Below are 25,441 nucleotides of genomic sequence, written 5' to 3'. Positions count from 1 at the left end.
CAAGTGACGCGGAGGCGAAGACGGTCCCAACCCGGGGAGCCGTCTTCGCCTCCGTGCGCGGCTGCGCGGTGGGTCAGCGCGCGGCGGCGGCCCGGTCCCGGGTGAGCGGGGTCAGCGCCCAGGTGGCCAGGGCGGGCACCAGGAAGCCGAACAGCGAGGCCGAGGTCCACTCCTGCGGGGTGAAGTGCAGCGCCTCCTGCGCGGAGGTCCAGAGGTCCGTCCACCAGCCGGCCACCGCGGTCGGCGCGATCAGCTGGTAGGTGGCGAAGCCCAGCGCCCACGGCAGCAGCATCAGCCGGCGGGACGGCGCGTCGGCCGAGAGGTTCCAGCCGCGCCGCCCGGCGCCGAGGAAGTAGTCCACCGCCAGCACCGCGAACATCGGCACGAAGACCGAGCCGATCAGTCCCAGGAAGGCGTAGTAGGAGTCGGTGAACTCGGTGATCTGCAGCGCCAGCACGGTGATCAGCACGCCGGTGCCGCCGGTCAGCACCCGGCGGTCCACCTTCGGCAGCAGGTTGTGGATCGACATCGCGGTCGAGTAGACGTTGGCGAAGGACTGGTCGGTCTCGCGCAGCACCAGCACCAGCAGGAACAGCCAGCCGGCCCAGACGCCCAGGAAGGAGTCGAAGATCCGGCCGGGGTCCCCGTCCGCCTGGAGCAGTGCCATCAGCCCGAGCACGTAGCACCAGACCTGCGCCAGCGTGTAGCCGGAGAAGCTGCCCCAGAACGCCGAGCGCGGGGTGCGCGAGTGCCGGGTGTAGTCGGCGGCGAGCGGCACGAAGGAGATCGACACCGCGATCATCGAGTCGGTCGCCCGCAGGAAGCCGTGCCAGTTGCCCGCGCCCGGGTCAGGGACGCCGTGCCGGCCGAGCTGGACGGTGAAGTACACCATCGCGACCGCCACCGCGGCGGCGACGAAGCGGCGCAGCACCGCGATCGCGCCGAGCGGCCAGATGGTCAGCGCGGTGGTCAGCGCGCCGGCCAGCACCACGAAGACCCAGCGGAAGCCCTCGGTGCCGACCACGGTCTGCGCGCCGAGCGCGATGGTCAGCAGTTCGTAGACGCCCCAGCCGATGCACTGGACGATGTTGAGCACGGTCGGCACGTAGGACAGCCGGGTGCCGAACAGTCCGCGCAGGTTCGCCATGGCGGGCGCGCCGGTCCGCGCGCCGATCAGCGCGGCCACGCCGAGCATCGCGGTGCCGACCACGGTGCCGGCCACGATCGCGGTCACGGCGGCGGCCAGCGACAGCTCGCTGCCGGTGGCGCCGAGCACGGTCGCGGCGGTGGTGAAGCCGATCAGCGAGACGCCGAGGTTCATCCAGAGCGCGAAGTGGTCGCGGAAGCGCAGGGTGCGGGGCGGCTCGGTGTCCAGCACCAGCGGCGCCTCGGTCCGGCCCGGGGGCTCCAGGACGGCGGTGGCGGTGCGGGAACCGGGGGCGGCGCCCGCGGCGTCCTGGAGCGGGGGGACGCCGTTCCGGGACGCGGGCGCGCCGGAGGACGAGGATGGCGAAGCAGGCGGCATGGCCGATTTCTCCCTACGCCGGCATTACCCGGACAGGTTCCGGCGGTCTGCGCCCCCTCGACGGCCGTCCACGGGGTCCGTGGCGTACGGTCGACCGGCGCACTCTCAGCCTGGTGGGTCCAAGCTCCCGCGTGTCAGTTCGGAGCGACAGGCTAGTCGCCGTGGGGGAGAACGCCAAGGCCGGAGGGTTTGCCGCGCGGTGCTGCGGCGGCTGTCGGGCTCGGCTAAGGATTCTTATGAGTTCTTCAGAAGGGTCCTTACGGCAATCGAATCGGGTGTGCGAAAAACTATGGTTGTTGGTCCTGTCAGCTATGGAGGTCGTCCGTGAGCACCGAGCGCGAGGTTGGGTCCACCGGGCCGCAGGGGGAGCAGCCCTCCGGCGGCCAGGGGGTGGTGGGTTCCGCTTCTGACGGTCCGGCGCAGCAGTCTGCGGCCGGCCCCGCCCCCGCAACGACGTCCGCCGCCGACCGGCCGACCCCGCCGGCCCCGGCCGCCGAGGGGGGCTCCGGCGGGTTCACGCCCACGCTGGCGTTCGGCAAGGTCCCGGCCCCGGAGCCGGCCGCCGCCCCGGAGCCCGCTCCGGCCGCGGGGACCGGCTACCTCGACGCCCCGCCGCCGGTCCTGCCGCCCGCGCCGGTGGCCCCGGCGGCGCCCGCCGTGCCCGCCCCCCCGCAGGTCGGCAACCCGTACGCCACCCCGGCCCCGGGCACGCCGGTGCCCCCGGCGCTCGCCGCGCACGACCCGTTCGCCGCCCCGGGCGCCCCGCAGGGCCCGGGTGCGACCGGCCAGCACCATCACCCGTTCGGCGCAGGCCAGCCGCTCGGCGGCTGGGGCGCCCCGCACGACGTCACCCCCGGTGCGCCCGGGGCCCCCGGCGGTCCCGGCGGTCCGCTCGGCTACCCGGGCGAGTACCCCGGCGCGCCCGTGCCCGGCGGCCCGCGCAAGAAGCGCGGCGGCCTGATCGCCCTGGTCACCGCCGTCGCCCTGGTGGCCGGTGTGGCCGGCGGCGCGGTCGGCGTGGCCATCGCGGACCGCGACGACACCACCGTCAGCGCCAAGGCCGACCGCTCCTCCACCACGGTCCAGGCCAACAACTCCCAGAAGAACGAGGCCGCCCCGGGCTCGGTCGCCGGCATCGCCCAGAAGGCGCTGCCCAGCGTCGTCACCATCAAGGCCCAGGGCAACGGCGAGTCGGGCACCGGCACCGGCTTCGTCTTCGACACCGAGGGCCACATCCTCACCAACAACCACGTGGTCGCGCCCGCCTCCAGCGGCGGCAAACTGACCGTCAAGTTCGCCGACGGCTCCTCCTACGGCGCCTCCGTGCTGGGCCGCGCCGAGGGGTACGACGTCGCCGTCATCAAGCTCGACACCCCGCCCAAGGGCAAGCTGACGCCGCTGCCGCTGGCCGACTCCGACAAGGTCAACGTCGGCGACTCCACGATCGCCATCGGTGCCCCGTACGGCCTGGAGTCCACCGTCACCACCGGCATCATCAGCGCCAAGGACCGCCCGGTCGCCTCCGGCGACGAGACCGGCGCGCAGGCCTCGTACATGAACGCCCTGCAGACCGACGCCTCCATCAACCCCGGCAACTCCGGCGGCCCGCTGCTCGACTCCGGCGGCGCGGTGATCGGCATCAACTCGGCGATCCAGTCCAACGCCTCCAGCAACGGCCGGGCCGGCTCCATCGGCCTCGGCTTCGCGATCCCGATCAACCAGGCCAAGTGGGTCGCCGACACCCTGATCAAGACCGGCAAGCCCGTCTACGCCAAGCTCGACGTGCTGCGCAACGACGACTACAAGGGCGACGGCGCGCAGATCCAGACCCGCGACATCCAGGGCCAGCCGGCCGTCACCCCCGGCGGCGCCGCCGACCAGGCCGGTCTGAAGCCCGGCGACGTCATCACCAAGCTCGGCGGCAGCCCGATCGAGAACGGCCCCGCCCTGGTCAGCAAGATCTGGACGCACAAGCCCGGCGAGACCGTCGACGTCGAGTACACCCGCAACGGCCAGACCGCCACCACCAAGGTCACCCTCGGCACCCGCGTCGGCGACAACTGACCGCCGCCCCTCCCCGGAAACCCTGTGCACCGAACCCCGCCGGACCCGTTAGGCTGACCTCCGCCTGGAGAGCTGCCCGAGCGGCCTAAGGGAACAGTCTTGAAAACTGTCGTGCGGTGACCCCGTACCGTGGGTTCGAATCCCACGCTCTCCGCCGGTAGGAGAAGAACCACCTGCTCAAGGCGGGTGCCGAGATGACTCGGCACCCGCCTTTGTGCTGTTCGGGGTGGGCCGGGGGTGGCGGGTGGTGTCCTGTATTCACCTGAACGGGGGGTTTGGGGCGGGGGTGTCAGCGCGTGGGGGGCCGGGGTCCGTCTATCCGGGCGTAAGGGGCGAACTGCCCTGGGCCCGGCAAGGAGAGACGGATGGCCTGGTACCCCGGTGCGGAGAAGATGGAGCTCGAACCCGAGTCGGACGAGCAGCCGGCGATCACGCCGACGCAGGTGATCTTCCACAGTGTGGCGGCGCCGTGGTCGCCGCGGCGGATGTACGAGTACTGGAGGGACTCCACCAACCTGGAGTCCCACTTCGGGGTCGGGTACGACGGCGGTGTGGGGCAGTTCATCGGCACCCAGACCCGCGCCGACGCCAACATGCGGGCCAACCGCCGGGCCGACGGCACCGGCGCGGTGAGTGTGGAGTCGGCGAGCAACGACCAGAGCACCGACCCGTGGACGGACGCCCAGGTCAACGCGCTCGTCGCGCTCGGGGTGTGGCTGCACCAGCGGCACGGCGTCCCCTTGCGGATCTGCCCGGAGTGGGACCAGCCGGGCTTCGGCGTGCACCGGATGTTCCCGGAGTGGTCGGACGGCGGGACGGCCTGCCCGGGGGACGTGCGCGCCCGGCAGTTCCGCGAGGTCGTGATGCCCGGCATCGTCGCGGTGGCCGGCGGCGCGCCGCTGCCCCCGCCCGGCGGCGGGTCCGGGCCCGCCCGGTACCGGGTGACGATCAACGGGCTGGAGTACGGCTACGGCGCGCACGGGCCGCAGGTCAGGGAGGTGGGCGAGGCACTCGTCCGGCAGGGCTTCGGCCGGCACTACCAGTCCGGGCCGGACGAGGACTGGCGGGACGCCGACACCCTCAACTACCAGGACTTCCAGCGGAGTCTGGGGTACTCGGGGCCGGACGCCGACGGTGTGCCGGGCGAGGGGTCGCTGCGCCAGCTGCTGGGCCGGCTGCCCTCGCCGCGGCGGGTCTCGCTCGCCCACGTCGTCTCGGCGGCGCGCACCGACCCGGCGGCCGAGCAGGGTCACCAGACCTACGGCGGCGAGGTGCGGATCGTCGAGCAGGCGCTGGCGGACGAGGGCTTCCTGGAGCAGCGCTGGGTGGACGGCTCGCTCGGTACGCGCTCCGTGCAGGCGTACGCCGCGTTCCAGCGCAGCCTCGGCTACGCGGGCGAGGACGCCAACGGCATCCCCGGCCAGCGCAGCCTCCAGGTGCTGGGCCAGCGGAGGGGGTTCGACGTGACGGACTGAGCGGGCCGCCCGGGGCGGCGGGCGGACGGCGAGGCCGGTGCTTGACCGTGACACCGTGTGAGGGTCTGCACTGGAGGAACCATGTTGAACATCGGAGACTTCGCCAAGCACGGCCGGGTGTCGGTCCGCATGCTGCGTCACTACGACGCCATCGGACTGCTCCGGCCGGCCCGGGTCGACCCGGTCAGCGGCTACCGCTGCTACGAGGCGGCCCAACTGGCCCGGCTCAACCGGGTCATCGCCCTCAAGGACCTCGGCTTCACACTGCAACAGGTGCGGGCCGTCCTGGACGAGGCGGTGGACACGGCCGAGCTGCGCGGGATGCTGCGGCTGCGGCGGGCCGAGCTCGCCGCGGCGATGGCGGCGGACGCCGAGCGGCTGGCCCGGGTCGAGGCGAGACTCCGGACGATCGAGAGCGAGGGGACCATGTCCACGCAGGATGTCGTGGTGAAGCGGGTGCCGCCGGTGCGGGTGGCCGAGCTGACGGCGGTCGCGGCGAGCTACGAGCCGCAGGACATCGGGCCGGTGATCGGCCCGCTGTTCGAGGAGCTCTGCGGCCGGCTGGCGGCGGCCGGCATCGCGCACACCGGGCCGTCCGTCGCCCGCTACGAGGACACCGGGGACGGGGACGGTTCGGTGCTGATCCGAGTGGCCGTGCCGGTCGCCACCTCGGTCGACCCGGCCGGGGAGCACGGCCTCGCGGTGGTGGACCTGCCGGCCGTCGAGGCGGCGACCCTGGTGCACCGCGGCTCCATGGACGATTCGCTGGGCTCCGTGCAGGCCCTGGCGCGGTTCATCGAGGAGAACGGCTACCGCTCGACCGGCTACGCGCGGGAGCTGTACCTGGAGTGCCCGGAGGAGGTGGCGGACTGGGTGACGGAGCTGCAGGAACCGGTGGTGCGGGCCTAGTCCACCGTCGGGAGCGTGGGCGTCCGGGGCTTGCCCTGGAGCCGGTCGAGGGTCCTAGCGTCGGCCGGCATGACGACCACCACCGGGGCCCGCGCGCCCGACGGCAGGGCCCGCCCGGCGAACCCGGCACGGGAGGCGCTGCCCGCGCCCTACCTGTTCTGGCTCGCCGGGGCACAGCTCGGGGCGCTGGGCGATGCCGCCCTCGCCTTCGCCCTCGGCTGGGCCGCCGCCGCGCACGGCGGGGGCGCCGCCGGCTTGGTGCTGACCGCGATCACGGTGTCGCGGACGGCGCTGGTGCTGGTCGGCGGCGCGCTGGCGGACCGGCTGGGCGCCCGGCGGGTGATGCTCGCCGGGGACGCGGTGATGCTGGCCGCGACGCTCGCCCTGGCGGCGGTGGCCGGCGGCTGGGGCACCCCGCTGCGGCTGCTGGTCCTCGCGGCGGTGGTGATCGGGGTGGTGGACGCGTTCTACCTGCCCGCGAGCGGGTCGATGCCGCGCCTGCTCGTGGGCACCGGGCAGCTGCCGCGCGCCCTGGCGCTGCGGCAGGCGGGCGGGCAGCTCGCCGCCCTGCTCGGGGCGCCGCTCGGCGGGGCGCTGGTCGCGGCGGGCGGACTGCCAGGGGTGGCGCTGGTGGACGCGGCGAGCTTCACCGTCGTCCTGCTGGTGCTGCTGCGGGTGCCGGTGCCGAGGCCGCACGGTCGGCAGCATGTGCCGTATGGGACGCACCGCCCACCCGGGCTGCTGGCGGAGGCGGCGGCCGGGGTCCGGCTGGCGGCGCGGGACCGGCTGCTGCGGACGGCGCTGCTGCTGACCGGGGCGGCGGCCGGGGCCCTGCTGCCGGTGGTGTCGCTCCTCGCTCCGCTGCTGGCCCGGGCGGACGGGTGGGGCGCGGGGGCGGCCGGCCTGGTGGCGGGCGGCCAGGCGGCGGGCGTGCTGGTGGTGGCGGGCCTGCTCGCGCGGCGGGGCGGCCAGGGGAGCGGGGGGACGGGGAGCGGAGGGAAGGACGGCGAGCGGTGGTGGACGAGGGCCGCGGCGGGCGCCGCAGCGGGTGCCGGGGCCGGCATCGGCGCGGCGTTCGGGCTCTGCGTGGCCGCGGCGGGAACCGCGCTGCTGGCCGTGGCGCCGGGGCCGGGGGCGGCGGTGGCCGCCGGGGTGGTGACGGGGGCCGGCTCGGGGCTGTTCGCCGGGCGGCTCGGTCCGCTGGTGCTGGGGTCGGCTCCGGAGGGCCACCTCTCCCGGGTGCAGGCCCTGCTGACCCTGGCGCAGAGCGCGGCGCTGGTGCTCGCGACCGGGCTGCTCGGCCTGCTCGCCGACGCGGTCGGCCCCCGGGTGCCCACCGCGCTCTGCGCGGCGGCCACCGGCGCCGCCGGGCTGCTCGCGTTGGCCTCGCCCGTCCTGCGGCGGAGCGGCGGCGTACTTGCCGGGCGGCCGGGCGGCGGGCAGAGTGCGAGAGCCTGGAGTGGCCGGACGGGTGCGGACACGCCCCGGGACGGCGGTGCGAGCGGAGGCGGCGATGAGTGATCTGACGGACCGGCTGGCGGAGGGCCTCCCGCCCGGCGCCCTGGCGGTGGACCCGGACGTGACGGCCGCCTACCGGCACGACAAGGCGGACTTCTGCCCGGCCGGCACCCCCGCGGTGGTGGTCTTCCCGGAGACGGTCGAGCAGGTGCAGCACGTCATGCGGACCGCCACCGCGCTGCGGGTGCCGGTGGTCCCGCAGGGCGCCCGGACCGGGCTGTCCGGCGCGGCCAACGCCGTCGACGGCTGCATCGTGCTGTCGATGGTGAGGATGAACCGGATCCTGGAGCTCGACCCGGTGAACCGGATCGCGGTGGTCGAGCCGGGCGTGGTCAACGCCGAGCTGTCCCGGGCCGCCGCCGCCTCGGGGCTGGCCTACCCGCCCGACCCGTCGAGCTGGGAGTCCTGCACCATCGGCGGCAACATCGGCACCGGCGCGGGCGGCCTGTGCTGCGTCAAGTACGGCGTGACCAGCGAGTACGTGCTCGGCCTGGACGTGGTGCTGGCGGACGGGCGGCTGCTGTCCACCGGCCGCCGGACGGCCAAGGGCGTCGCCGGCTACGACCTGACCCGGCTGCTGGTGGGCTCCGAGGGGACCCTGGGCGTGGTGGTCCGCGCGGTGCTGGCGCTGCGGCCGGCGCCCGCGCCGCAGCTGGCGCTGGCGGCGGAGTTCCCGAGCGCGGCCGCGGCGGGCACGGCGGTCTGCGAGGTGATGGCGCGCGGCTTCACCCCGTCGCTGATGGAGCTGATGGACCGGGTGAGCGTGCGCGCGGTCAACGAGCTGGGGCGGATGGGGCTGCCGGAGTCCACCCAGGCGCTGCTGCTGGTCGCCTTCGACGGCCCGGACCGGGTGGCCGAACTGGCCGCCGTCGGGGAGCTGTGCCGGGCGGCCGGGGCGACCGAGGTGGTGCCCGCGGACGACCAGGCGGAGTCCGAGCTGCTGCTGGAGGCGCGCCGCCTGGCGCTGCCCGCGCTGGACCGGCTGGGCACCACGATGATCGACGACGTGGCGGTGCCGCGCTCGCGGCTGGCCGAGATGCTGGAGGGCGTCGCGGCGATCGCCGAGCGGCACGGGCTGACCATCGGGGTGGTGAGCCACGCGGGTGACGGCAACACCCACCCGATCGTCATCTTCGACGCGGCGGACGCCGAGCAGTCGGCGCGGGCGCAGCGCTCCTTCGACGAGATCATGGCGCTGGGGCTGGAGCTGGGCGGCACGATCACCGGTGAGCACGGGGTGGGGCTGCTCAAGCGCGAGTGGCTGGCGCGGGAACTCGGGCCGGTGGCGATGGACCTGCAGCGGCAGCTGAAGGCGGTCTTCGACCCGCTCGGCATTCTCAATCCCGGCAAGGCGGTCTAGCGTTCTGCTGATTTTCATACGGTCGCAGAATGGCGTGAATTGTCGACAGGGTAAGGCGACCCGACCCGGCAAGGGGCGCGTTTGTCATCATCGCGCGCCATGGTGGTGCGTGGGGTTGTCCACGCACTCTCCTCGCGCCGCTTCCGTGCGCTCCGTCGCAGTCGGCTGACATGCTGCGCCGCAGGTGAGCGGTGGTGCGCCGGCGTGATGTCGGGGGCGCCGGCGATTATGCGCGGGGTCGCTGGATATCACGCTAAAGGGCGAAAAGGCTGCCGGGAGGTGGTGCTTTGTCGATTTGTTGCGGAAGTCTGTCTCCCGACGTCGCAGTCAGCAGGTGTTCGTCTGGCCGGCGAACTCCCGCATGCATGGCACGCGCATGGCATACGCATGGCACGATTACCGTTTCTTTTGGAGGCTCTCATGGCCCGCATCCGAACCCGAAGGGCGGTCGGCCTGTCGTTGGCGGCCCCGCTCGTGGCCGGTCTGCTGATCGCCGGTGCCGGCTCCGCCGCCGCCGACAACGGCGCACTCGCCAACGGCGGGTCCAGCAGCGGTGTGGTGTCGAACGTCGGCACGGGCAACGTCTTCGGCTCGGTCGACGGCAACTACCTCTCCACCCAGCAGACGGCCACCGGAGCCGGCGCCTCGAACCAGGCCAACACCCTCGGGGTGAAGGACAACGCGGGTTCCGTCCTGGCCGGCCAGTCCAACGAGAACTACAACATCGTCTTCGTGCCGGCCTCCTCCTGAAGCGACCGGACACCCGGGCACCGACCGGGTGCCGTCGACGGCGGGGGCGCCGTCGACGGAGACCGGGCCGGACCGGAGGACCGCGGGTGAGCTGAGCACCCGCGACAGGTCAGAAGCAGTCAGTGAAGTGGATCGGAAGACAGGCATTCGGAACCGAGCGATCGGAATGGGTCACAGATCGCACAACGCGTCACCGGGCAGCGGAAAGGGTCACCGCGCACCGGACCCGTGGGCGGCACCGCACGTCGGTGCCGCCCACGGGCGCGTCCGGGGCCGGGAACAGGTCCAGTCCAGGGCCCGCGCCCGGCGCCGTCACCGTACGGCGGTACGGTTGCGCTCCGACAGCGCACCCCCGTGCCCGGCCCGCCCCCGGCGGCCGGCTCGCCGCGGGGCTGCGGCCGCGGCAACCGGAAGGAAGGGCTCGATGGCAGCGGAGGAGGAGGGCCTGACCGGCCCCGGCGAGACCAGGCCTGCACCGGGCCCCGGGCCCGGCGGGGAGCCGGCTCCGGCCGCGCCCCGGTCCGTGCCCGAGCTGATGCTCGGCCGTCCGCCGATGGCCCGCCCGTTGCCGACCTTCGACGCCGAGGCGGCCCCGGCCGAGCCCGGCCCGCTCTTCGTGGACTGGCTCGCCACCGCCCTGCACGCCGGCGTGCTGGACCCGCAGGTGTTCACCCTCTCCACGGTCGACGCCGACGGCACGCCGGACGCCCGCGTCCTGGTGCTGCGCGACGTGGACGCCTCCGGCACCGGCTGGGTCTTCTCGACCGCCGCCGACAGCCCCAAGGGCCGCCAGCTCGCCGACCATCCGGCCGCCGCGCTGACCGTCTACTGGCCGCAGCTCGGCCGCCAGGTGCGGGTGCGCGGCACCGTCGAACGGGCCGCCGACCAGGTGGCGGGGGCCGAGTTCGCCACCCGTTCCCCGGCCGCCCGGATCGGCGCGCTGGTCGGGCGGCAGAGCGAGCCGCTGGCCTCGCCGGCCGAGTACGAGGAGGCGGTGGCGGTGGCCCGCCGCCGGCTGGAGGCCACCCCGGACGCGGTCGCCGCCGGGCACGCCGTCTACACGCTCTGGGCCAACGAGGTGGAGTTCTGGCAGGGCGACGCGGAGCGCCACCACGTCCGGCTCCGCTACACCCGGACCGGCCCGGTCCGCACCCCGGAGTGGTCGCGCACCCTGCTCTGGCCGTAGTGCCGTTGCGCCGAACCCTCGTAGCGCCACAGAGCCACAGCACCGCAGCCCCCGAACGCCCGGGGGCGCGCATCGACCCGATGCGCGCCCCCGGCTCACCCCGACCGGCCTCGTGCCTCAGCGCCGCCCGGTCAGCGTGGCCCCGACGCTCGCCGCCACCACGCAGCCGATGCCCGCCAGCTGAGCGGCGCCCAGCAACTGGCCCAGCACCACCAGGCCGACCAGCGCGCTGACCGCCGGCTCCAGGCTGACCAGCACGCTGAACACCCGCTGCGGCATCCGCCGCAGCGCCGTCATCTCCAGCGCGTACGGGATCACCGGCAGCAGCAGCGACACCCCGGCCACCGCGAGCAGCAGCATCAGCGGCGAGGCGCCGGGCGCGGTCAGCCCGTCCCAGGCCTGGCCGAGCCCGAACGGCGCCACCGTCAGTGCGCCGACCGTCATCGACACGGCCAGCCCCTGGAAGCCCTGGAACGCCGCCCCGACCTTGTCCGTGAACAGGATGTACGCGGCGTAGCAGGCGGCCGCCCCGAAGGCGTACAGCAGGCCGACCGGGTCGAGCCCGCCGCCCTCCCCGCCCTCGCCGAGCAGGGTGAGCAGCGCCACGCCGCCGGCCGCGAGCAGCGCCCAGAGCAGATGGCTGGCGCGGCGCGCGAAGACCAGGGCCACCGCGAGCGGGCCGAGGAACTCGATGGTGGCGGCGGTGCCCATCGGCAGCCGGTCGATCGCCCCGGCGAACAGCAGGGTCATACCGGCCGAGGCCATGCCGAGCAGGGCGGCGGCGGCCAGGTCGCGCGGCCGGCGCCCGCGCAGCCGCGGCCGGGTGACGGCGAGCAGGACGACCGCCGCGAAGCCCAGCCGCAGGAAGGTGGTGCCGCTCACCCCGAGCGGTCCGAAGAGCGGCTTGGAGAACGCGATCCCGGTCTGCACCAGGAACATCGCCGCCAGACAGAGCAACGGCGCCGGGATCGTCTCCGGGCGCCGCAGGAAGTTCGGGAACCGTCGGCCGGTCGGTCGGCCGGGTCGTGCGTCCGGTGGCAGTCCCTCGCCGGGCGCCCCGCCTCGTCGCCAGCTGCCCCGCTCGCCGGCGGGCTCGCCCTTGGGGGCGGGCGGCATGGCAAGCGCCTCGGCGACGGCGGCGGCCGGCGTCGGGGCGGAGGTTTCGCTGGGATGGGAGGTGGGCATGGTGGTGAGTTTGCCGTAAGGAGCCACTGGGCAGCAAGCTCGTTACCAGAATCGGGACGGATGCGGACGGGTGCGTCTGAAAGGGTGAGCTTCGGCGGCGCTCACGGCGCGGCTGCGGCCATGGGCCGACGGTCCGTCAGTATCAAGGCGGCGTGCGCCATCTCCGCCTCGCGGCCCTCGCCGCCGCCTCCCTCGTCCTCCTGCTGGCCGCCGGCGGTCCGGGCGCGGGCGCCGACGACGCCGTTCCGGTGGCCGCCGCCGTGCCGCGCATCCGGGCCGCCGTCCTGCCCGACCGGCTCGGGCCGCCCGCCGCCCGTCTCCGCGACCTCTACGCCGGCGCGGCCTTCGACGCCTGCACCGCGCCCCCGCTGGAGACCCTGCGGGCCTGGAGCGACACCTCGCCGTACGGGGCGCTCGGCATCTACACCAGCGGCAGTCAGCGCGGCTGTACCCAGCCGCTGCTCACCGCCGACTGGGTGCGGCGGGCCCGGGCGATGGGGTGGCGGTTCATGCCCGTCCACGTCGGCCTGCAGGCCCCGTGCAGCGACCTGAAGCGCAAGCCGAAGCGGATCGACCCCGCCCGGGCCGCCCAGCAGGGGCGCGAGGAGGCGGCCGAGGCGGTCGAGGGCCTGCGGACGGTCGGGCTCGGCCCCGGCAGCCCCGTCTTCCTGGACATCGAGGCCTACCCGCTGCGCGACCCCGCCTGCGGTCAGGCGGTCGTCGACTTCACCGTCGGCTGGACCCAGGCGCTGCACGCCGCCGGGTACCGCTCCGGCTTCTACTCCAGCCTCGACTCCGGCATCGCCGACCTCGCCGCGGCCGCCCGGGCCGGCAGCTCGCCGCTGCCCGACACCCTCTGGTACGCCCGCTGGGACGGCCACGCCGACACCGCCGGGGGCGGGCCGCTCACCGCGGAGCTGTGGTCCGAGCACCAGCGGATCCACCAGTACCGCGGCAACGTGGAGGAGACCTACGGCGGGGCGACGCTCACCGTCGACCGCAACCAGGTCGACGCCCCGCTGGCCGGCTGACGGCCCACCGAATCAGGGCCCCCACCGGTTGACGTGGCGGCCCACCGATCAGGGCGGCGGCCCACCGAAACAGGGCGGCCCACCCATCGGGGCGCCCCACCGGTCGACGCGGCGGCCCACCGAACGCGGCGCGGGCCGGTCGCTCGCGCGGGCCGGTCACGCGCCAGGCCCGAGCCCCCGCCAGCCCCGGCCCTGGCAGTAGCGGCAGGTCTCCGGGACGTATCCGGTGCCGGTGCGCCCCGTCCGCAGACCCATCCGCGGCTGCGTCCGCACCCCGCCGGAACAGCACGGGCACGGTACCCGGAACCCGGCCAGACCCCGCCCCACCCGCCGTTCGCCGCGTCCGTCGCCCATGCCCCCAGTATTCCGGCCGCCGCCCCGGCGGCCCGGACCACCCCGTCCACCGGGGAGAACGTGGCCGGACCGTGGCCGGGTCGTGATCGGGGCAACGCCGCCGGGATACTGACACCGGGGAAGCGGCGCGGCAGAATCGGGGCCTACTGCCCGTATTACCGCCCAGTAGCCGTCAGCCGGCCGGGCCGGGGCAGGAGCCGCCGCAGTGCCGCCCAGGTCGAGGAGGACCCGTGTTCAGCACGATGCAGGACGTACCGCTCACCGTCGCCAGGATCCTGGAGCACGGGTCCACCATCCACGGCAGGTCGACGGTCACCACCTGGGACGGCACCGGCCCGGTGGTCCGGACGTACGCGGAGGTCGGGGCGCGGGCGGCGCAGCTCGCCTGGGCCCTGCGCGACGAGCTCGGCGTGACGGCGGACGACCGCGTCGCCACCCTGATGTGGAACAACGCCGAGCACCTGGAGGCCTACCTCGCGGTGCCGGCGATGGGCGCGGTGCTGCACACCCTCAACCTGCGGCTCCCGGCGAACCAGCTGTCCTTCATCGTGAACCACGCCGCCGACCGCGTGATCATCGTCAACGGCACCGTCCTGCCACTGCTGGCGGCGGTGCTGCCCGAGCTGGCCCCGACCCTCAGGCACATCGTGGTCAGCGGCCCCGGTGACCGGTCGGTGCTGGCCGGCTTCGCGGGCGGCGTGCACGACTACGAGGAGCTGATCGCGGACCGGCCGACCGCCTACCCCTGGCAGTCCGACATCGACGAGCGCCAGGCCGCCGTGCTCTGCTACACCTCCGGCACCACCGGCGACCCGAAGGGCGTGCTCTACAGCCACCGTTCGGTCTACCTGCACTGCCTCCAGGTCAACACCGGCGACAACTTCGCCTTCACCCCGCGCGACACCGCGCTGCCGGTCGTGCCGATGTTCCACGTCAACGCCTGGGGCATCCCGCACGCCGCCTTCATGTCCGGCGCCAACCTGCTGATGCCGGACCGCTTCCTCCAGCCCAGGCCGATGGCCGAGATGATCGCCGCCGTGCGGCCCACGGTCAGCGCCGCCGTGCCGACGATCTGGAGCGGCCTGCTGGACGAGCTGGACGCCGGCGACTACGACACCTCCAGCCTGCGCATGGTGGTGATCGGCGGCTCGGCCTGTCCGCCGTCGCTGATGCAGGGCTACGAGGAGCGCCACGGCATCCGCGTCATCCACGCCTGGGGCATGACCGAGACCTCGCCGCTCGGCTCCTTCGCCCAGCCGCCGGGCGGCCTGACCCCGGAGGAGGAGTGGCCCTACCGGGTCACCCAGGGCATCTTCCCGGCCTCCGTCGAGGCCCGGCTGATCGGCCCGGGCGGCGAGCGGATGCCGCACGACGGGGTCTCGGCCGGCGAGCTGGAGGTGCGCGGCCCGTGGATCGCGGGGGCGTACTACGGGGGCGCGGGCCAGGACCCGCAGCGCCCGGACGACAAGTTCTCCGAGGACGGCTGGCTGCGCACCGGCGATGTCGGCACGATCACCGCGGACGGCTACCTGACGCTGACCGACCGGGCCAAGGACGTGATCAAGTCCGGCGGCGAGTGGATCTCCTCGGTGGACCTGGAGAACCACCTGATGGCCCACCCGGAGGTCGCCGAGGCCGCCGTGGTGGCCGTCCCGGACGAGAAGTGGGGCGAGCGGCCGCTGGCCACCGTCGTGCTGCGGCCGGGCGCCACCGCGGGGCTGCCGGAGCTGCGGGCGTTCCTCGCCGGGCGGATCGCCTCCTGGCAGCTGCCGGAGCGCTGGGCGATCGTCGAGTCGGTGCCGAAGACCTCGGTCGGCAAGTTCGACAAGAAGGTGATCCGCGCCGACTACGCGGCGCAGAAGCTGGACGTCACCCGCCTCGGCAAGGAGTAGGTCCGAGACGGGCGGGGGCCGGTCACCCCGGGAAAGGGGTGGCCGGCCCTCGTCGTGCCCGGGGCTCAGCCCGCGGCGGCGACGCCCGCCTCGCCCATGGCGCCGATCCGCCCGAGCAGGTCGACGATCCGGGACTGCACGTCGTCGCTGGTCGAGCGCTCGGCGAGGAAGAGCACCGTCTCGCCGGTGCGCAGCCGGGGCAGTTCGCGCGGGTCGAGGTCCACCGAGGTGTAGACGACGAGCGGGGTGCGGTGCAGCCGGTCGTTGGCGCGCAGCCAGTCCAGCAGGCCGACCCGCCGGCGGCGGATCTGGAGCAGGTCCATCACCACCAGGTTGGGCTGCACGCTGCTGGCCCGGGCGACGGCGTCGTTCTCGTCCACCGCGTGCTCGACGTGCATCCCGCGCCGCTCCAGGCTGCCGATCATCGCGGCGGCGATGTCCGGGTCGCCCTCGACCAGCAGGACCCGCGGGGCGTGGTTCTCGCCGTCGCGCGGGGCGAGGGCGCGCAGCAGGACGGCCGGGTCGGCGCCGTACGCGGCGTCCCGGGTGGCCTGCCCCAGGCCGGCGGTGACCAGCACCGGGACCCGGCTGTTCAGTGCCGCCGTGCGCAGCGACTGCAGCGCGGTGCGGGTGATCGGCCCGGTCAGCGGGTCGACGAAGAGCGCGGCGGGGAAACCGGCGACCTGCGCGTCCACCTCCTCGCGGGAGCGGACGATCACCGGGCGGTAGCCGCGGTCCTGGAGCGCCTGGCGGGTGGCCGGGTCGGGCTCGGGCCAGACCAGCAGCCGGCGCGGGCCGCCGTCGGGGGCCGGGGAGGGCAGCGAACCGTGCTCGCCGGTCCCCCCGCGGCCGCTCGGCAGGGCCACCGGGGCGGTGCCCTGCGGGGCACCCGGGACGGCCGGGACGGGAACGGGCGCGCCGGACGCGGCGGGCAGCTCGGCCATCGCGCGCGGCGCGGGCCGGGCGTCGGCACCGGGCGCCACCGGGGTCACGGGCACGACGGCACCGGCCGGACCGGCCTGGCCGGGGAAACCGGGCGCGCCGAGCGGGCGCGGCGGGGCCAGCTCGGCGAGGCCGCTGCCGACCGGACGCGGGCCGCCCTCCCGTCCGTCGCCGTCGGGGGAGCCGGAAGGAGCCGCGGTGCCGGGGGGGCCGGGCAGCGCCGGGACGGCGGCCGGCAGCGCGGGCAGCGCGGAGCCGCCCGCCGGGGTGCCCTCGGGCGCGGAGCCGGCCTCGCCGCCGGGACCGGGCGGCACGGCCAGCCGGCGCCGCCGCCCGGTCGGCGTGGGCGCCGCGGGCTCGGGTGCGGCGGGTGCCGGACCGGCCGGCAGGGCGTGCTCCAGCCCCGGGTAGACGGGGGTGTCGGTGCCGCCGGGCAGGGCGAACCCGCCGGAGGAGTCCTCCGCGCCGGGCAGCGCGCGGCGGCGCCGGGACGGCCGGGGCTCGGTGTCGCTCCCGTCACGGTCGGACGGCGCCTCCGGGGCGGACCCGCCGCCCGGGCCGAGCGCGATCGGCCCGCGCGCACCGCCCTCGACACCGGCGGGCCGGCGTTCGTCGGATCCGGAAGCACCGGAAGTGCCGGAAGCCATGGGGCCACCGGGGCCACCGGGGCCGCCGTTCCCGTCTCCGGGGCCCTCGTCCGGGCGCCCGCCGTCGACCGGGACGGCGTAGGCGGTGCCGGAGCGGCCGTCGTCCTTGCCCCAGGGGTCGGTCTGCGGCCCGCGCGGACCGCCCAGGCCCTGGCGTCCGTACGCGGGGTCGTTGCCGGTGCCGTTCCACTGCTCGGGGACGGCCCGCTCGATCCGGGCGGGGGCGTTGGGCCACTGGTCGGCGGGGAGGTGCGGGGCGATGCCGCCGGGGGCGTCCGCGCCGCCGTCGTGGCCCGGCTGCTCCGGGGCGGCGGGCGGCGGCTCGACGGCCGGCCGGCCGCGGCGTCCGCGCCGCTGCTCGACGGCCGGGGTCTCGCCCGGCGCACCGCCGGCCGTCGCCGGGCCGGCCGGGGCCTCGGCGGTGCGGGCCTCCGGGGCCCCGCCGCGCTCGGCGCCCGCGGCACCACCCGGCGTGCCCTCGGAGGCGCCCTCCGCCGGATCACCGGCGCCCGGGCCGCCCGGCGCGGAGCCCTCGGCGGCGGCCGGCTCCTCGTCCTGGGCCGCGGTCGGCAGCTGCGGGATGCCCGGCAGGTCGGGCAGGACGGCGCTGTCGCTCTCCTTCGGCCGGTCCGAGCGGCCCTCGGCGGAGGCCCGTTCGGCGGCGGCCTTGGCGGCGGCCGGGTCCAGCGGGAGCTCGACGACGTACGTGGTGCCGGCGCGTCCCGGCAGCTCGTGCGGCTGGAGCACCCCGCCGTGGCGCTCGACCACCGCCCGGGCTATCGGCAGGTGGACGGGGCTGCCGCCGCGTCCGGGTCCGCGGATCTCCACCCGGGCGACCTCGCCGCGCTGGGCGGCCGCGAGCACCACGGCCGGCGCCTCGCCGCCGGCCGGTGGCAGGGCGGGCGTGCCGGGGGCGGCGAGTCCGGGGGAGGGGAGTTCGGGGGCGGCGTCGTCCAGCGCGAGGCCGATGCCGCTGACGTCGGCGACCAGGTGGGCCAGCGCCTGGGCGAGCCGCTGCTCGTCGGCGATCACCTCGACGGCGGCGGCGTGCACCGAGAACCGCACCCGGCCCGGGCCGACCAGCTCGCCCGCCTGCTCGACGGCCCGGCGGACCACCTTGTCCAGCGCGACGGGCACCCGCTCGGCGGCCTTCCGGCCGGCCTTGCCGTCCGTACCGGCCTTGCCGTCCGCTCCACCTTTGCCGTCCGTGCCGGCCCCGGCGCCCTCGCCGGCCTCGCAGCGCTGGTGGGCCAGCACACCCTCGATCAGCTTGCCGTACCGGCGGCATTCGTCGGCCAGCCGGCGCAGCGTCCAGTTGGCCTCCGGCCACAGCTGTCCGGCCGGGTCGGCGGCGAGCGCGTCGATCCGCCGGTGCAGCGCGGTCAGCGCACCGCCCAGCTCGCTCTCCAGGACGGCGGTGAGGTGCTCGTTGCGGGCGACCAGCGCCAGCTCGCGGCTGCGGTCGGTGAAGGTCATCACGGCGCCGACCAGCTGGTCGCCGTCCCGGACCGGGGCGGTGGTGAGGTCGACGGTGACCGGCCGGCCGTCCTTGCGCCACAGCACGGTGCCGCGCACCCGGTGCTTGCGCCCGGAGGTCAGGGTGTCCAGCAGCGCCGACTCCTCCAGCGCCAGCGGGGTGCCGTCGGCCCGGGAGTGCTGGATCAGCGGGTGCAGCTCGCGGCCGCCCAGCTCGCTGGCCCGGTACTCCAGGATGTGCGCGGCGGCCGGGTTGACCAGCACGCAGCGGCCTTCGAGGTCGACGCCGAGCACGCCCTCGGCGGCGGCCCGCAGGATCATCTCGGTCTGCTTGTGCTGGCGGCGCAGCTCCGCCTCGACGCCGAGCCGGCCGGTCAGGTCGCGGACCAGCAGCAGGAGCAGGTCGGAGGAGCGGGAGCCCTCGCGGTACGGGTCGTAGGGCGCCGGGGGCGCGTAGCCGGAGCCCGAGCCGGAGCCGTCGTCGTCGAAGTCGTTGCCGGACACCTCGACGGGGAAGGTGGTGCCGTCGGTGCGCCGGGCGGTCATCCGGACCGGGCGGTCGAGCGCCTCGTCCTCGCGGGCGGCGGGCCGCATCGAGCCGGGGATCCGGCTGGGGTCGAACTCCGGGAGCAGGTCGAGCACGCCCATGCCGACCAGCGAGGTGCCGGGCGCCTGGAGCGCGTGCACGGCCGCGGTGTTGGCATCGACGACGGTGCCGTTGCTGTTGACCAGCAACAGCGCGTCGGGCAGGGCGTCGAGTATGGCGGCGAGGCGAGCAGCGCCTCGGATCGGCCTGCTGCTCACGTCGACAGGTCTCCTCGGCTCAGGGCAGCTCTCTCCGGAGAGGGCAGTATCTCATTCTTCTTTGCGGTGGGGACGACCCGCCTAGTAACGTGGTCGGCGGTTGGTGCCGGGCCCCCGGGTTGTGGCATCATCACAGGCACAGGGAACGGGTCCGCGCACGCGGGCTTGCTCCATGTGGAGGAGGCTTCGCCTAGTCCGGTCTATGGCGCCGCACTGCTAATGCGGTTTCGGGGTTATTCCTGATCGAGGGTTCAAATCCCTCAGCCTCCGCCAGCCGGGAGCCCCGTCGACGATCTTGTCGGCGGGGCTCTTCGCATCTCCGGGGGCGGTCGGGCGGCGATCTCCGGGACCGGGTGGGGCCGGGCAGGGGCGGACGGGACCGGGCGCGGGGCCGGCGGGGAGGGGTCTCCGGCCTGTTCGAGCGAGGGGTCCGAGGTGCCCGGATCAATCGATTTCGTCCCGCGCCGCAGGTCATGTAATGTTGTCCCCGCACCGCCCCGGAGGAACGTTCGCCAGGGCGAGCGCTCATAGCTCAACGGATAGAGCACTTGACTACGGATCAAGAGGTTGCAGGTTCGAATCCTGCTGAGCGCACCAAACCCCGCAAGACCGGGTCCGCCCGGAACTTGCGCTCATAGCTCAACGGATAGAGCACTTGACTACGGATCAAGAGGTTGCAGGTTCGAATCCTGCTGAGCGCACCAGTGAGAAACCCCCGGCCATCGGCCGGGGGTTTCTGCGTTCCCCGGGCCGCCGCGGCTCGGGTGCGACCGCGCCGGGTGGCCGGTGGCCGGATCCGGACCCTCCCGTCGCCCCCTCCCGCCGTCCGTCGACGGTTCCGGGTATTCGAACGGATGCGACCGGTGCGTGGTCGGATCCCGGACGTCGGTACACGGCCCTTCCGCCGGGATTCCTCGCGCGTACCCCGTGATACCTCGCCTAATGGGTGAAATGCAGTCCTTTCGGGTACATCCCGTCCTGCCGGTCGGAGGGCCGCCAATCGGGTGTCATGCGGCCAAGCGTGCAAGTGTCGCGGTAGGACCGGCTCAGGATCGTGATTCCGTTTTGTCTGATCGTGTGTCCAGACTGCCCGGCCATCCAGGCCGTTCCGGCAGCCGATGCGAAGGAGAGCCGGATGAGCCGACAGTTCCCGGCCGCGGCCGGTGCCGCCGCGGTCCTGGCCGCCGCCGGGCTGCTGATCGGCTGGAACCCGCCGCCCTCGGTCGCCCGGCAGGCCCCGGGCACCCGGACCGCCGAACGGCACGCGGTCCCGCCCTCCGGCCCCCTCGTCGAGGCGGCTCTCCCCGCGGCTCCCGGGGACCCCGCGCGGACGCCGGAAATCTCCGCGGAGCGGGCGCGGCCGGACGTTTCCTCGCGGGCTGCCGGAACGCTCCGGCCGGAATTCTCCCGGACGGTCCCGAATCCCGGGCCGCACCTCCTCGGTGAAACGGCCGGAATCGCCTCCGGGAATTCCGGCGGCAACGCGCTCGCCCCCGCCCCGGAACCGGTCACCCGGGACGAGGGCACCGATCCCGCCCTCGGCTACCCCGAGGAGGCGGCGGTCGGCCACGACTACCGGCTCACCGTGCCGGTCGCGGTCGGCGACGCGCCCGCCACCCTGGCCGGCTGGGTCGACTTCGACCGCAACGGCCGTTTCGACCCGCCCGAGCGGGTGCAGACCGAGATCGCCCCCGGCGGGCGCAGCGCCACCCTGGAGTGGACCGTCCCCGCCAACGCCTCCTCCGGCGAGACCTCGGTCCGGCTGCGGATCGGCCGGGACGCCGCCCGGCTGGTGCCGGCCGAGGGTTCCGCCGACTCCGGGCAGGTCCTGGACCAGCGGATCCGGCTGACCGTCGGGGCCGCCCGCCCGGAGATCTCCCGGCCGGCCGACGGCGCCACCCTCGCCGACACCCGCCCCCGGATCTCCGGCGCGCGGGCGACGGCCGGCGCCACCGTCGAGGTCCGCGAGGGCGCGACCGCGCTCTGCCGCTCCCGGGTCGCCCGGAGCGGCGACTGGTCCTGCCGCCCGGACGCCGCGCTGGCCGAGGGCCCGCACACCCTCACCCCGGTGCTGACCGGCGGCGCCGGCGCGGCGCTGCCCGGCGAGCCGGTCCGGATCACCGTGCGGACCGCGGCGCCGGGCGCGCCCGCGCTCACCCTGCCGGAGTTCACCAACGACCCCGCCCTCCGGCTGACCGGCACCGGTGAGCCGGGCGGCACCGTGGTCGTCGTCGACCGGCCGACCGACGGTCAGGAGACCGACCTGTGCAGCACGGCCGCCCGGGCCGACGGCGGCTGGTCCTGCCTGCCGGTGGAGAACCTGGCGGACGGGCGGCACCGGCTCACCGCGGCCGCCGCCGACCTCGCCGGGAACCGGACCGCCGGGCAGTCGGCCGAGCTGGTCGTCGACACCGTGGCGCCGGACCGCCCGGTGCTCACCGTGCCGGCCGCCGGGGAGACCGTCAGGGCCGCCCGGCCCCGGCTGGCCGGGAAGGCCGAACCGGGGGCGCTGGTCCTGGTCACCGCCGGTCCGGCCCACGGCGCCGAGGACGCGCGGATCGTCGCCTGCGGCGCGACGGCGGCCATCGACGGCAGCTGGACGTGCGCGGCCAACCGGGACCTGACGGACGGGGAGCAGTGGCTGACCGTCACGGCGACCGACCGGGCGGGGAACGGGACGGCGGCGGAGGCGGTGGCGGTCCGGGTCGAGGCGGACGGTCAGGCGGCGGCACCGGCGACGGCCCCCACGCCGGCGCCGGTCGGCCCGGCTCCCGTGCCCTCCGTATCGGCGGCACCGTCCGCGTCGGCGGCACCGTCCGTATCGGCGGCGCCGTCCGCGTCGGCCGCGCCGTCCGGATCGTCCGCCGCGACGCCGTCGGCGGTGGTCACGCCGCCCCCGGCCGCGACGCCCACGGGGCCGGCGATGTCCGCGCCCTCGGCGGCGGTGCCGACCTCGGCCGTCCCCTCGGCCGTCCCCTCGGCCAGGCCCACGGCCGTGCCCACCCCCTCGGCGCCCGCTGCCTCGGCCGCCGTCCCGTCCCCGGCGGTCGCCGCCCCGGCGGCCCCGTCCCCGACCGCCGCCGTCCCGACCATGACCGTGACCGGGGCCGCGCCCGCGCCGGCGCCCGTTGCGTCCGTCCCGGCGGTCCCGTCCCCGACCGCCGCCGTCCCGACCCCGTCCGTTCCCGTTCCGTCCGTTCCCACCCCGTCCGTCCCCGTGCCGGATGCCGGGCCGGATCCCGTTCCGCCGGGGCTGCTGCCGATCGTCGTGCCACCGGTCACCGTGGTGGTGGCCAGGCCGGCGGCGCCGACGCCCACGGCGGCGGGGGCCGGTCCGACGACGGCGCGCCCGACTCCCTCCTCGTCCCCGACCCCGACCGCGACCCGGAGCGCGTCCCCGCCTCCCACCTCCGCAGCCCCGACGTCCCCGGCCCCGACGTCCCCGAGTCCGGGTCCGACCGCGATCCCGACCGCGTCACCGACCCCGACCACGACCCCGGCCGTCCTTCCCACCGGCACCCCGGACCGGGAGCAGGCCGACCGGACGCCGGCCGCGCCGCCGCCGGCGGCCCAGGCAGCCGACACCGCCGACGCGGAGCAGCCGTCGTCGGCGGCGACGGCCACCGACCGGCACCGGTCGAACGGCTGGCGCGGCGCGCTCGCCGGGGTCCTGCTGATGCTCACCGGGATCGGACTGATCACCCGCCGGGTGGTCACCCGGGGATCCGGCCCCCGGCGGCGCTGAACCGTTCCCTTTGTCCACTCATGTGCCTGCGCGTCAGGTCGGGCTTCGGATGATTCGTCAGGAAATGTCGACACGCACTGGCTCAAATGTCGCATTTGATGACGTATGAACTTAGCCTGACTCTGGCACTGCCCGTCAGATCCGGGCCGCCCGTTGCGCGACACACTGAACCTGAGGATCCGTGCATGGACGTCACCCGCGATTCTTCGCAGCGACCCGACCACCTGCCCAAGGCGTTCCCGCCGGCGCTGCCGGAACGTTCCGCCTCCGGCTCCAGCCCGCTGGCCAGGGCGGCGCGGCCGCCCAGGCCCGCCATGCCGGCCGACCACAGCCCGGCCACCACCCCGATCGCGGTGGTCCCGGGTCCGTCCGTCGGCACGCCCGTCGACCTGCGCGATCCCCTGGAGACGGCGGACCCCGCGGACCGCACCACCACGACCGCCCCGCTGCCGTCGCTGGCCCCGACGGTCCCGACGGCGGACGAGGAGCCGGACACCGCGACCGCCGGCGCGGCCGCCGGCACCTCGCGCCGCCCCCCGCGCGCCGACCAGACGCTGCGCGAGCACACCGCAGCCGCGCTGCCCGGCTGGGTCGCCCTGTTCGGGCTGCTGCTCGGCACGGTCGCCGTCCTGCTCGTGCTGGTGCGCGACGGCGTCATCCCGTACTGGGACGCGCTGCCCGACCTTCGCACGGACGCCGCCCGGGCCAGCGGCCAGGCCGAGGTGACCGCCCGTTCGGTGGCCGCGGTCGGTGCCGCCGGGCTGCTCCTCGTCCTCTCGCTCGCCGGCCTGCTGGCCAACGCGGGCGGCGAGACCCGGGTGCTCACCCGCTGGGGCCGTTACCGGGGCACCGTCCGCCGCACCGGCCTGGTCTGGGTCAACCCGCTGCTGCGCCGCCGCCGGGTGGACGTCCGGCTGCGGCACTGGCGCAGCGAGCCGGTCAAGGTGGTCGACCGCACCGGGACGCCGATCGTCGTCCGGCTGCTGATCGTCTGGCGGGTCAAGGACACCGCCCGCGCGATGCTGGCGATCGAGGACCACGAGAGCTACCTGCGGGAGCAGGTCCAGGCGGTGCTCACCCGGACCGCCTCCACCCTGCCCTGCGACAGCAACGCGGCGCCCGGGCCCGCGCTGCGCGACGGCCAGTGGTTCGCCGACGAGCTGACCCGGGCGCTGGCCGCCGAGGTCGCGCCGGCCGGCCTGGAGGTCTACTCGGTGCAGCCGCTGGCCCTGGACTACGCGCCGGAGGTGGCCGAGTCGATGCGCCGGCGCCGGCTGGCCGACCTCGACGCGGGACTGCGCACGGTGCTGGTGGACGACGCGGTGGAGGCGGCGGCGCTCGCCGTGCGCCGACTGGAGCGCGCCACCGCGCACGAGCTGGACGAAGCGGCCCGGAGCGCGCTGATGGAGCAGTTGCTGGTCGCCTTCGTCGCCCCGGCCGGAGTGGCCGCCTCGGTACCGCCCCCGGCCGCCCGGGCCGGGCGGAAGGAAGGACGACCGGCATGAGGATAGCCACCGGCACGGACGCCGGCCCGGCGTTCGCGGACGCGGACGACACGGCGCTGATCGGTTTCGAGGAGAGCCTCGGCAGCATCCCGGCGATCACGGGCTGCGCCTGCCCGAACTGCGCGGCCCGGCCGCGCACCGCCCGCCCGGCGGAGCCGCACGGCGGGGGCCGAATACACCGGGCGGTGCGAAATACCTGCCTGGCCACCACGGTGCTGGCCGGCGCCGGGGTGGTCGGACTGACCGCCGGTGCCGGGTCCGCGCACGCCGCGCCGGGCAAGCAGGGCTGGGACGGCTCCAAGTACTGGTTCAAGAACGGCAGCGGTGAGTGGCGCTACACCAGCCACTACAGCGTGTACACCAGCGCGGTCGGGGGCGGCGCTTCCGGCTCCACCGCCCCGCGGACGGCCGTCTCCAACGGCTCGGCCTCCTCCGGCGGGATGCGGCAGGGCTGGGACGGTTCGAAGTACTGGTTCAAGAACGGCAGCGGTGAGTGGCGCTACACCAGCCACTACGACGTCTACCTGAGCCGCACCGGCCAGTCCGGCCAGTCCGGCCAGTCCGGCCAGTCCGGCCAGTCCGGCGGCGGCTCGGCGCCGTCGGCCGGGAGCCCCGCGCCCGCGCCGACCGAGACGCGTTCGGCCGGCCGGCTGGAGTCGGCGATCGAGTACGCGCTCGCCCAGCAGGGCAAGCCGTACGTGTGGGGCGGCAACGGCCCCTCCGGCTACGACTGCTCGGGGCTGGTGCAGCAGGCCTACCGGCGGGCGGGCATCGACCTGCCGCGGGTGGCCGACGACCAGTACGCGGCGACCACGCCGATCACCGCGGGTCAGCTGCGCCGCGGCGACCTGCTGTTCTGGTCGGACAGCGGCCGGGCCTCGGGCATCCACCACGTGGGGATCTACCTGGGCGGCGGCAAGTTCGTCGAGGCACCACGGCCGGGCAAGACGGTCCGGGTGTCGACGATCAGCAGCGGCTTCTACCCGACCCACTTCGGCCGGCCCTAGCGGAGGGCCGTAGCGGAAGGCCGCAGCGGGAGAACACGAAGGGGTGCGCCGTCCACGGCCCGTGGA

The 25,441-nt window shown here is 75.6% G+C and carries 15 protein-coding genes and 4 tRNA genes; 16 read left to right on the top strand and 3 right to left on the bottom strand.

What is annotated here, in order from left to right:
• Positions 1–73: 73 nt before the first annotated feature.
• The gene (locus ABT093_RS02220) at positions 74–1,525 is read right to left on the bottom strand and encodes a purine-cytosine permease family protein (protein WP_350559028.1); all 1,452 of its coding nucleotides are present in this window, start codon (positions 1,523–1,525) and stop codon (positions 74–76) included.
• A gap of 324 nt (positions 1,526–1,849) precedes the next feature.
• Between ABT093_RS02220 and ABT093_RS02215 the strand changes: the two genes are divergently transcribed.
• From ABT093_RS02215 to ABT093_RS02180, 8 genes are all read left to right on the top strand, one after another.
• Positions 1,850–3,589 carry a trypsin-like peptidase domain-containing protein gene (locus ABT093_RS02215; RefSeq protein WP_350559025.1) on the top strand — a complete coding sequence of 580 codons (1,740 nt, stop codon included), beginning with the start codon at positions 1,850–1,852 and terminating at the stop codon, positions 3,587–3,589.
• A 66-nt stretch (positions 3,590–3,655) separates the two neighbouring features.
• A tRNA-Ser gene (locus tag ABT093_RS02210) sits at positions 3,656–3,743 on the top strand.
• Positions 3,744–3,954: 211 nt separating this feature from the next.
• The gene (locus tag ABT093_RS02205) at positions 3,955–5,064 is read left to right on the top strand and encodes a peptidoglycan-binding protein (protein ID WP_350559022.1); all 1,110 of its coding nucleotides are present in this window, start codon (positions 3,955–3,957) and stop codon (positions 5,062–5,064) included.
• 81 nt (positions 5,065–5,145) lie between these two features.
• Positions 5,146–5,973, top strand: a complete 828-nt coding sequence (locus ABT093_RS02200; protein ID WP_350559019.1) for a MerR family transcriptional regulator — start codon at positions 5,146–5,148, stop codon at positions 5,971–5,973.
• A gap of 69 nt (positions 5,974–6,042) precedes the next feature.
• Positions 6,043–7,494 carry an MFS transporter gene (locus ABT093_RS02195; RefSeq protein WP_350559016.1) on the top strand — a complete coding sequence of 484 codons (1,452 nt, stop codon included), beginning with the start codon at positions 6,043–6,045 and terminating at the stop codon, positions 7,492–7,494.
• Complete coding sequence (locus ABT093_RS02190) at positions 7,487–8,851, top strand: FAD-binding oxidoreductase (protein ID WP_350559013.1); 1,365 nt, start codon at positions 7,487–7,489, stop codon at positions 8,849–8,851. The genes ABT093_RS02195 and ABT093_RS02190 overlap by 8 nt, the downstream gene beginning before the upstream one ends.
• Before the next feature lie 420 nt (positions 8,852–9,271).
• Complete coding sequence (locus ABT093_RS02185) at positions 9,272–9,601, top strand: hypothetical protein (protein WP_350559010.1); 330 nt, start codon at positions 9,272–9,274, stop codon at positions 9,599–9,601.
• Positions 9,602–10,025: 424 nt separating this feature from the next.
• Complete coding sequence (locus tag ABT093_RS02180; protein ID WP_350559007.1) at positions 10,026–10,787, top strand: pyridoxine/pyridoxamine 5'-phosphate oxidase; 762 nt, start codon at positions 10,026–10,028, stop codon at positions 10,785–10,787.
• 117 nt (positions 10,788–10,904) lie between these two features.
• Here the strand turns inward: ABT093_RS02180 and ABT093_RS02175 are convergent, their stop codons facing one another.
• Positions 10,905–11,972 (bottom strand): EamA family transporter, encoded by a 1,068-nt coding sequence (locus ABT093_RS02175; RefSeq protein WP_350559004.1) that lies wholly within the window; start codon positions 11,970–11,972, stop codon positions 10,905–10,907.
• A 152-nt stretch (positions 11,973–12,124) separates the two neighbouring features.
• Here ABT093_RS02175 and ABT093_RS02170 point away from each other — a divergent pair, with 152 nt between their 5' ends.
• Both ABT093_RS02170 and ABT093_RS02165 read left to right on the top strand, forming a co-directional pair.
• Positions 12,125–13,003, top strand: a complete 879-nt coding sequence (locus ABT093_RS02170; RefSeq protein WP_350559001.1) for a DUF1906 domain-containing protein — start codon at positions 12,125–12,127, stop codon at positions 13,001–13,003.
• Between the two features lie 584 nt (positions 13,004–13,587).
• On the top strand, positions 13,588–15,249 hold the full coding sequence (locus ABT093_RS02165; RefSeq protein ID WP_350558998.1) for a long-chain fatty acid--CoA ligase: 1,662 nt from the start codon (positions 13,588–13,590) through the stop codon (positions 15,247–15,249).
• A 65-nt stretch (positions 15,250–15,314) separates the two neighbouring features.
• On the opposite strand, the gene ABT093_RS02160 is transcribed toward ABT093_RS02165, so the two are convergent.
• Entirely contained in the window at positions 15,315–19,118 is a 3,804-nt protein-coding gene (locus tag ABT093_RS02160; protein WP_350558995.1) for a PAS domain-containing protein, read from the bottom strand.
• 179 nt (positions 19,119–19,297) lie between these two features.
• Between ABT093_RS02160 and ABT093_RS02155 the strand changes: the two genes are divergently transcribed.
• The 6 genes from ABT093_RS02155 (at position 19,298) to ABT093_RS02130 (ending at position 25,375) form a co-directional block, all read left to right on the top strand.
• Positions 19,298–19,391, top strand: a tRNA-Ser gene (locus ABT093_RS02155).
• A gap of 248 nt (positions 19,392–19,639) precedes the next feature.
• Positions 19,640–19,715: transfer RNA gene (locus ABT093_RS02150), tRNA-Arg, on the top strand.
• Positions 19,716–19,746: 31 nt separating this feature from the next.
• Positions 19,747–19,822, top strand: a tRNA-Arg gene (locus tag ABT093_RS02145).
• 431 nt (positions 19,823–20,253) lie between these two features.
• On the top strand, positions 20,254–22,863 hold the full coding sequence (locus ABT093_RS02140; protein ID WP_350558993.1) for an Ig-like domain-containing protein: 2,610 nt from the start codon (positions 20,254–20,256) through the stop codon (positions 22,861–22,863).
• 185 nt (positions 22,864–23,048) lie between these two features.
• Positions 23,049–24,368 carry an SPFH domain-containing protein gene (locus ABT093_RS02135; RefSeq protein WP_350558990.1) on the top strand — a complete coding sequence of 440 codons (1,320 nt, stop codon included), beginning with the start codon at positions 23,049–23,051 and terminating at the stop codon, positions 24,366–24,368.
• Positions 24,365–25,375, top strand: a complete 1,011-nt coding sequence (locus tag ABT093_RS02130; protein WP_350558987.1) for a C40 family peptidase — start codon at positions 24,365–24,367, stop codon at positions 25,373–25,375. Before ABT093_RS02135 ends, ABT093_RS02130 begins: the two co-directional genes overlap by 4 nt.
• Positions 25,376–25,441: the final 66 nt, after the last annotated feature.

Source organism: Kitasatospora sp. NPDC002551 (genome assembly GCF_040296005.1).
GTDB lineage: Bacteria > Actinomycetota > Actinomycetes > Streptomycetales > Streptomycetaceae > Kitasatospora.
Note: the sequence above shows the minus strand (reverse complement) of the source record. Positions and strands in the feature narration are given on the sequence as shown.

Bases quoted from the DNA above. Each gene is read 5' to 3' on its own strand.
- ABT093_RS02220 (WP_350559028.1), bottom strand. From the start codon at position 1,525: ATGCCGCCTGCTTCGCCATCCTCGTCCTCCGGCGCGCCCGCGTCCCGG.
- ABT093_RS02205 (WP_350559022.1), top strand. From the start codon at position 3,955: ATGGCCTGGTACCCCGGTGCGGAGAAGATGGAGCTCGAACCCGAGTCG.
- ABT093_RS02200 (WP_350559019.1), top strand. From the start codon at position 5,146: ATGTTGAACATCGGAGACTTCGCCAAGCACGGCCGGGTGTCGGTCCGC.
- ABT093_RS02195 (WP_350559016.1), top strand. From the start codon at position 6,043: ATGACGACCACCACCGGGGCCCGCGCGCCCGACGGCAGGGCCCGCCCG.
- ABT093_RS02190 (WP_350559013.1), top strand. From the start codon at position 7,487: ATGAGTGATCTGACGGACCGGCTGGCGGAGGGCCTCCCGCCCGGCGCC.
- ABT093_RS02185 (WP_350559010.1), top strand. From the start codon at position 9,272: ATGGCCCGCATCCGAACCCGAAGGGCGGTCGGCCTGTCGTTGGCGGCC.
- ABT093_RS02180 (WP_350559007.1), top strand. From the start codon at position 10,026: ATGGCAGCGGAGGAGGAGGGCCTGACCGGCCCCGGCGAGACCAGGCCT.
- ABT093_RS02175 (WP_350559004.1), bottom strand. From the start codon at position 11,972: ATGCCCACCTCCCATCCCAGCGAAACCTCCGCCCCGACGCCGGCCGCC.
- ABT093_RS02140 (WP_350558993.1), top strand. From the start codon at position 20,254: ATGAGCCGACAGTTCCCGGCCGCGGCCGGTGCCGCCGCGGTCCTGGCC.
- ABT093_RS02135 (WP_350558990.1), top strand. From the start codon at position 23,049: ATGGACGTCACCCGCGATTCTTCGCAGCGACCCGACCACCTGCCCAAG.
- ABT093_RS02130 (WP_350558987.1), top strand. From the start codon at position 24,365: ATGAGGATAGCCACCGGCACGGACGCCGGCCCGGCGTTCGCGGACGCG.